We start from the raw sequence: 7,437 nt of genomic DNA on the forward strand, positions 1-7,437 counted from the left end.
GCGTCGCTGGCACGCTGCTGCGCCGTCGTCAGGGCGGTGGGTGAGATGTCCAGCGCGGTCACTGTGTAACCCTTCTTGGCGAGGTAGATGGCGTTGTCGCCGAGCCCGCAGCCGATGTCGAGGACATCGCCGTGGACCCAGCCGCGGGTTTGCCACTCGACGACGCTCTCGCTGGGCGCCTTGTTATCCCATGGTGGTGTCGTCATCGCCGCGAAGCCTTCGGCCGGGCTTTCGCCACGGTAAAGCGCATCGAAATCAAAGTGCTGCGATCCAGAGGATCCTTGCGAGGAAGTCGAACCTGTCTTAGTCATAACAACCACAGTAGTAGCTTTACATGATATATCAAGTAATACGCCGAGCCAACATTTGCAACTCGGCGATCGATAACTCGGTCAAACTAGCTGTTCAATCGCCACTTGCGGTGTCGAGGCCCAGATCGCTTCCTACACTACCTGTTCACTGCAAGCGAACAATACTTGATATGTCATGCAATTGGCCTACAGTGGAGTTTATGTCCCGAGCAGTGCAATTCGATTCGTACGGCGGCGTCGAGGTCCTCGAGGTCCGCGACGTGCCCCGCCCCGTTCCGGAAGCCGGTGAAGTTCTCGTTGCGGTCAGAGCGGCCGGCATCAACCCCAGTGAGGCCGTGATCCGAAGCGGTGCCCTGGCCGACCAATTCCCCGCCACGTTCCCCTCGGGTCAAGGCAGCGACCTGGCAGGGGTGGTGGCCGAACTGGGCTCCGGCGTGACCGATTTCGCCGTGGGCGACGAGGTGATCGGCTTTTCCATGAGCCGATCCAGCCACGCCGAACATGTGACCGTCCCGGCGATCCAGTTGACCGCCAAGCCATCGGGCATTTCTTGGGAGGTGGCCGGCTCGCTGTTTGTCGCAGGAGCGACCGCCTACGCTGCGGTGCGTGCGGTGCGCCTCAAAGCGGGAGAGACGGTCGCGATCGCGGGTGCCGCAGGCGGTGTCGGTTCGATCGCAGTTCAACTCGCGCGACGCGCCGGAGCCACCGTCCTAGGCATCGCCGGACCATCCAACGATTCCTGGCTCGTCGATCGCGGCGTGGTCCCGGTTAACTACGGTGAAGACCTGCCCGCGCGGTTGCGCGCCGCGGCTCCGTCGGGACACATCGATGCCCTGCTGGATTTCTTCGGCGGTGGATATGTCGCCATGGCGGTCGAGGACCTCAAGATTGCGCGCGAGAAGGTTGACACCATTGCCGATTTCGCCGCCGTCGAGCGGTTTGGGGTTTTGTCTGCAGGAGGTGCGGACGCGGCGACTGCAGCAGTGGTCGCAGAGCTGGCCGACCTCGTAGCGCGAGGTGAATTGCAAGTGCCGATCGCTGGAGTGTTTCCGCTCGACGACGTCCGGGACGCCTTCCGGCAGGTCGAACAGCGGCATACCCGCGGCAAAATTGTGCTGAAAATGGTTGACGGGCAATAGGTCCGGCTACGAGGTGTTAGTCAGTATGAGGAGAAGCAGATGAGCGACGGCAATGACTTCAACGCACGGAACATCGCGGAATTCCGCGCCAACCATGGTCGCGTCGGCGGTCCGTTCGAGGGTGCGCCGATGGTCATCCTGCACACTGTGGGCGCAAAGAGCGGTCAGCCGAGGACCAACATCATGATGTATCTGGCCGACGGCGAACGGTTCCTTGTATTCGCCTCCAACAATGGTCGCGACGATAACCCCGCCTGGTACTGGAACCTGAAGGCTAACCCCGATACCCGCATCGAGGTCGGCGACGACATCGTGGAGGTACATGCCTCCGAGTTGCGTGGGTCCGAGCGCAACGACAAGTACGCGGTGCAGGCCGAGCGGTATCCGGGATTCGCGGAGTACGAACGCCAGACGTCGCGGATCATCCCGGTTGTCGCACTCACGCCGACGGGTGGGGCGAAGAAGCACGACTGACGCCGGCGCCTCACAGGGCCAGACTCAGCGCACCAACCAGGATCATCGCCGCGCCCGCGACCCTTCCGCTCACGTCACCGAAGGGGATCGTCTTCTCCAGCAGAACAAATATGGCGATAGCCGCGATCCACAACAGGTTCATCACGCCACCGACGAACAGCAACGCCATCAGGATCCAGCAGCAGCCCACGCAGTAGACGCCGAGCCTCAGTCCCATCCGGAAGGCGCCGAGGTTGCCGGAGCGCCAGTAGCGGGACATGAAATGCGCTGGGGTCCGGCAGTTTTTCAGGCACGCATTCTTGAGCGGGGTGAGCTGGTATAGGCCGGCCGCGATCAGAATCGCGGCGCCGAGGTGGGCGCTGGCGGACACCATCATCGGGGAGAGCAGCGCGGCCTGATCAAGAGCATGCTGGGAGGCGGTGGCCACGAAGCTGAAGATCACCCACATCGTGATGTAGCCGGTGGCGAAGATGAACGTCGGAGCCAGCGGGTCGTGCTGTGCGGCGGCCTTGCGCGCGACTGCCGCGTACATCAGAGTCATGGGTGCCGCAGTGGGAACCATCATGGCAACCATCATCAAGGCCCACATCGCGAAGGTCAGAACGAATTCGGTTGCTGTCCATGGCTTTACGCCTGTCATGACGTCCATCCCCGGCGTCGCCATTCGGTGCGCTGTCACCACGACGTAGACCCAGGCTGCGACGGTGATGCCGACCAGGCCGGCCGAGACGGCCAGGCGGTCCCGGTGGCGCCGAATCCAGGGCACGGTCAGCGGATGAGTCCGTCTTGGTTCAGGTGCATGACGTTGAACTGGCAATAACTGTCCTTGAAGTCGAGGTCGATTCCCGCCCGCGCGGTGGTGTTGCCGTTGCCCATTTCGGCATAGAGATAGCGCGGCCCCTCCGGCGTACTGAGCTGTATCCGCGGTGGCAATCCCGGGTTTCCCGGTTGGGCGAGTGGTTCGCCGCGTGATTCAACGAGCCCGTCAATCGTCATGCTGGCCGTTCGCTGCTCGACATCGATCGACAATTCGATAGGTGCGTACAGCGTCTCGAGCACAGTCGACATCGTGCTGTTGTACACGAAGAAAACTGTCGCTCCGGGGGTGGTCGACTCGCCGTGCAGGATCTTGCGCAGTGCTTCTCGCTGAATGGGATCCGCACGTTCGTCGATGATGGCCTGCTGTGTGCCGTCGCCCTCGGGGACCGGACCCGGCCAGGACAGTAGCATCGCCCAGTCCAGCCCATCGAGAGTCGTGTCATTGAAGTTCCCGGTCTCGATATGGCCGCCCATGACCGCCTGGCAACGCCCGTAAGTTGGTTGCGCACCGAATTGGCATGGGCAACCCCAGGCGCAGGGGCAATTCTCGAACTCCACACCGTGAAGCGTCCATTGGTCAGCCACCGGAACCTCCATTGATTGATGTGTCACGCAAATCTACTACCGCAGCGCTCTTCGTCAAAGCGCTGCGAGACGGCTGGCGACGTAATCGAGGAGGATCGCTATCGCCGGTATACGGCGGCGTCGTCGATGTCGACCCGGGAACGGTCCGGTAGGGCAAGGACGCAGCCGACCGTGACAACAGCGGCGAAGACGATGTAGGCCGAGATGGCGTACGGGGTTCCGGTTTTGTGCAGCAACCACGTTGCGATCAGCGGTGCGGGGCCGCCGGCGAAAACGGAGGCCAGCTGGTAGCCGAGTCCGGCGCCGCCGTAGCGCAGATGTGTCGGGAAGTTCTCGCCGATCAGCGCCGCCTGCGGGCCGTACTGCACCGCGTGGAGGAACAGCGAGACGACGACCGCGATGAAGATCAGCGCCTTCCCGCCGTGGGTCAGCACTGCGAAGTACGGGTACGCGATCAGGCCGGTCAGAACCGCTCCGGTGAGATATATCCGCTTGCGGCCGATGCGGTCCGACAGGTGCGAAAACAGCGGGATCGCGACGAGTTCGCACACGGCGCCCGCCAGCACGGCGGTGAGCACGAACGTCTTGGCGAACCCGTGCCGCGACACAACGTAGGTCAGGACGAAGGTCGTGAACAGGTAGAAGGGCATCTGTTCGCTGAACCGCACCCCCGCCGACAGCAGAATCTCTCGCCAGTGGTGCCGGATCGCGTCGACGACAGGAGTGCGGGCGGTTTTACGCTCCTCGGCCACCTTTGCGAACATCGGTGTCTCGAGGATGGACAGCCGAATCACCAAGCCGAGGCCCACCAGTACCAGGCTGAACAGGAACGGACCCCGCCAGCCCCACGAGTTGAACGCGTCAGCCGACAGCGTTGCCGACAGCAACGTCATGCCGCCGGTGCCCAGGACCAGCCCCATCGGCACGCCGAGCTGAGCGAAACTGCCAAGCAGCCCACGCTTGCTCTGGTCGCCCCACTCCATCGCGATCAACACCGACCCGCTCCACTCGCCGCCGATCGCGATGCCTTGCACCAGTCGTAGCGCTACGAGCAGTAGTGGCGCGGCCACCCCGATCGCGGCGGTGCCGGGCAGGATGCCGACGATCGCCGACGAGATGCCCATCACCAGCAGCGTCACGATCAGTGTCGCTTTGCGACCGATCCGGTCGCCCCAGTGCCCGAAGATCGCGGCACCGAGCGGGCGGGCGACGAACCCGACAGCGTAGGTCGCGAACGAGGCCATCGCGCCGGCGTACGGGCTGGAGGCGGGGAAGAACAAATGCGGGAAAACCAATGCGGCCGCGGTGTTGTAGAGGAAGAAGTCGTACCACTCGATCGTGGTGCCGATCGAGCTGGCCAACGCCGCGCGTCGCACCTGCGCTCGCTGCCCCGCCGGGTCAACCTCCAAGCTGAGGGCGACTTCATTGTCTCCGACAACCACTATGACCTCCGCTGGTATGGACGGATCCATTCACAGTGTGAAGGGCGAAGCGCGTCGGAACTGGAAGACGGATGTTGCGTAGACGGCGAGGCGGTGAACACGAAGCGAACTGGTTGTCTAACTGCTGTTCGTTCCGTTAGAGCACGGCGGTCGTGATCCGCGGTTTCGGAAGGCCGCCCATGCCCCCGTGCACCACAGCGCCCAAATCACGAGCAACGGCTGGAACAGCAGTCGAATGCCGCGGGCGAGGTCGGAGTCGAGCTCGAAAGCGTTGGCGTGCGTGATGAATTGGGAGATATTTCCCGGAAACACCACCACAAAGAAGGCCGCTACGACCCATCCGACTGGCACTCGCCATCTGGCCAGCAGCACCAGGCTTGCTCCCAGGGCGATTTCCACCACACCGGACGCGATGATGACGAAGTCGGCGTTCAACGGCAGCCACGGCGGCACTTGGGCGTGGAAGGCGGTTCGGGCGAAGCTCACATGACTCACCCCGGTGTAGAGCAGCAAGGCGCCAAGAACAAGACGCGCGATGCTCCGCTGCGGGGAGGACGTGGGTCGATCGACGTCGAGCACTTAGGCCACCGGGTCCTTGTGCGCCTTCACCGGGACAGTACTGGGCGGCTGAAAGAGGTTGCCCTGCAAGCTACCTCTCGCCGTGCGGACGGCTACCAGAATCCACGTGCCGAGCAGGCAGACGTAGGCCACGACGGCGGCAACCCGAAACGCCGTCAGCCCGGTGTGCACCGCCAATTGTGTAGTTCCCGTGACGAACGTTCCGACCGGGAAGGTAAGGCTCCACCATGTCAGCGCGAATGGCATTCCCCTCCGCAGGGTATGCACCGTCAACAACGTCGCCAAACAGATCCACAGCAGCGCGAACCCCCACACCGGCACCCCGTACAGAACGGCGAGGACGTTCATGCCCCCGGCTATCGGCGGGGCGACGGCCAGCGCGGCATTTGTTCCGAGAAGTCCTGCAGCCGTGATGGATTGGCCGAGCGGGCCGAGCACTATCCACAGTGTCGGCACCCTGGCACTTCCTGACGTGCCGTAGTACGCGAGCCGACTCCAAATCATCGTGATGATGATCAACGACGCGATGAGCGACAACCCGAACATCGCATAGCATCCGTAGAGCAGGGTCTGTCGGCCGCTACCCGGCGCGATGTGTCCAATCAGCAGCGCTCCTGCGGCCGCCGAAACCATCGGCGGTACGACCGGCATCAGCCAGCCACCGAACGCGGCGTCGGGTTCCACGTTGTGCTGAATGAACATCAGATAGGGAATGGAGATGGCGGTGAAAAGACCGCTGATCGTGCCCGCCGTCCAAAGCACCCAGTCGAGATCGACTGCAAGCACCTCCCCCACCAAGTCCCGACCGAGCAGCACCGATCCCGTACCAACTGTGAGCAGTGCCATCGGGGCGGCTCCGTAGAAATGCGCCATCTGCGGGTTGCGGGCATGCCTGCGGGCCACCGTCGGATGCCGCAGCCAGTGACCCCCCACGACGATGATCAGCACGATCAGCAACACCGCGGCGAACACCCAAACCGCCTGTGCAAACGCGCGGAGTCCGTGGATATGCACCGGCAGAGTCGCGGCCGCAGTCGCAACGATCCCTGTTCCCATAACGGAGGCAAACCAATTGGGCCCCAAGCGACCCAACACGCTCGGTACCGTCGAATCCTCACCCAGCTCTGTGGTGGCCATGACCTCGCGACGCTACTCCGAGAGCGCTATCCGCATGCCAGAAAGCAAGGCCCCGGCATCCGGCACAGTTCTAAGCGAATAGGCGAGCGGAGATGGCGGGCAGCTCGGCGTAGGTGGCGATTCCTGACGTCGCCGCGCACACCGCGGGTATCGCATTGATCAGCGGAGCGGCGGTGATACGCAGTCCGATGCCGCGCATCCGCTCGGGAGTCAGATCAGCGAGATCTTCTGCGGTTGGCATCATGTCGACCTTCACGTACACACTCGGATCTCCGAGGATCTCAATGCGGTATCCGTGTTCGACGGTCCACGGCGGGTCCAGCGATTGGGTGGCGACCCAACGTTGATTGACGGCAAGAACCTCAGCGCCGTCGACGTTGCCATACCACTTCACGTTCATACCAGCGACGTGCCCGGCCGGTATCGATACCCCGTCGGCCACGACGTCGTCGGTGGCGTAGGCGAATTCGACGTCGCAGAGGATCTCATTGAGATCAATCCCCATCATCCGGGCGAAGACGTCAACGGCTTCGGCGAATACCAACGTGCCGCGACGGACGTCGTCGGCGTGGCCTGGGTCGCCCCGTGGCCGGCCCCAGCCGACAGACTGAAAGTTGGCGTCACCGATGAATTGCGACACATCCACGGATTCGGTCATCGACGCCTTGCGGACGTTGGTGGATACGCCGCTGGAGACCGCGGCGACCATCTGGGCGAACCCGGGATTCATGCCGCTGCCGAATATCGTGGCATCGCCGTCGCGGGCCGCGGCTTCGATAGCAGCGCGATCACTGTCGGACAGATTCATGCCCGTCAAGAACTCCGCACTGGTAACGATGTTGACGCCCGCTCGCAGGATGCGTTGCACCTCGACAACGTCAAAATGCAGCGGCGTGTAGATGATGCAGTCCGATTGCAGCTCCAAGAGTGCATCGACGTCATTGGTCGCGT

Annotated in this window: 8 protein-coding genes and 1 pseudogene; 2 read left to right on the forward strand and 7 right to left on the reverse strand. The window is 63.1% G+C overall.

The window, feature by feature from the left end; all coding sequences use genetic code 11:
• Positions 1–311, reverse strand: a 311-nt coding sequence (locus VN856_RS22265) for a class I SAM-dependent methyltransferase (protein WP_325693040.1), incomplete at its 3' end; no start/stop codon positions are given.
• A gap of 200 nt (positions 312–511) precedes the next feature.
• Here VN856_RS22265 and VN856_RS22270 point away from each other — a divergent pair.
• Positions 512–1,450: an NADP-dependent oxidoreductase gene (locus tag VN856_RS22270; protein ID WP_325693042.1), complete on the forward strand. Its 939-nt coding sequence runs from the start codon at positions 512–514 to the stop codon at positions 1,448–1,450.
• Positions 1,451–1,489: 39 nt separating this feature from the next.
• A complete protein-coding gene (locus tag VN856_RS22275) occupies positions 1,490–1,924 on the forward strand; it encodes a nitroreductase family deazaflavin-dependent oxidoreductase (protein WP_325693045.1) in 435 nt (144 codons plus the stop codon).
• Positions 1,925–1,934: 10 nt separating this feature from the next.
• On the opposite strand, the gene VN856_RS22280 is transcribed toward VN856_RS22275, so the two are convergent.
• The 6 genes and pseudogenes from VN856_RS22280 to VN856_RS22305 all read right to left on the reverse strand — a co-directional run.
• On the reverse strand, positions 1,935–2,690 hold the full coding sequence (locus VN856_RS22280; protein WP_325693048.1) for a DUF2182 domain-containing protein: 756 nt from the start codon (positions 2,688–2,690) through the stop codon (positions 1,935–1,937).
• Between the two features lie 2 nt (positions 2,691–2,692).
• Positions 2,693–3,340 (reverse strand): DUF1326 domain-containing protein, encoded by a 648-nt coding sequence (locus VN856_RS22285; RefSeq protein ID WP_325693059.1) that lies wholly within the window; start codon positions 3,338–3,340, stop codon positions 2,693–2,695.
• Between the two features lie 86 nt (positions 3,341–3,426).
• Positions 3,427–4,770, reverse strand: a complete 1,344-nt coding sequence (locus tag VN856_RS22290; protein ID WP_325693051.1) for an MFS transporter — start codon at positions 4,768–4,770, stop codon at positions 3,427–3,429.
• Between the two features lie 117 nt (positions 4,771–4,887).
• Complete coding sequence (locus tag VN856_RS22295) at positions 4,888–5,349, reverse strand: DoxX family protein (RefSeq protein WP_325693054.1); 462 nt, start codon at positions 5,347–5,349, stop codon at positions 4,888–4,890.
• Complete coding sequence (locus VN856_RS22300; protein ID WP_325693057.1) at positions 5,350–6,486, reverse strand: TDT family transporter; 1,137 nt, start codon at positions 6,484–6,486, stop codon at positions 5,350–5,352.
• Between the two features lie 70 nt (positions 6,487–6,556).
• Positions 6,557–7,437, reverse strand: a pseudogene (locus VN856_RS22305) (dihydrodipicolinate reductase); the annotation flags it as partial.

Source organism: Mycobacterium sp., from assembly GCF_035603715.1.
Taxonomy (GTDB): Bacteria; Actinomycetota; Actinomycetes; order Mycobacteriales; family Mycobacteriaceae; genus Mycobacterium.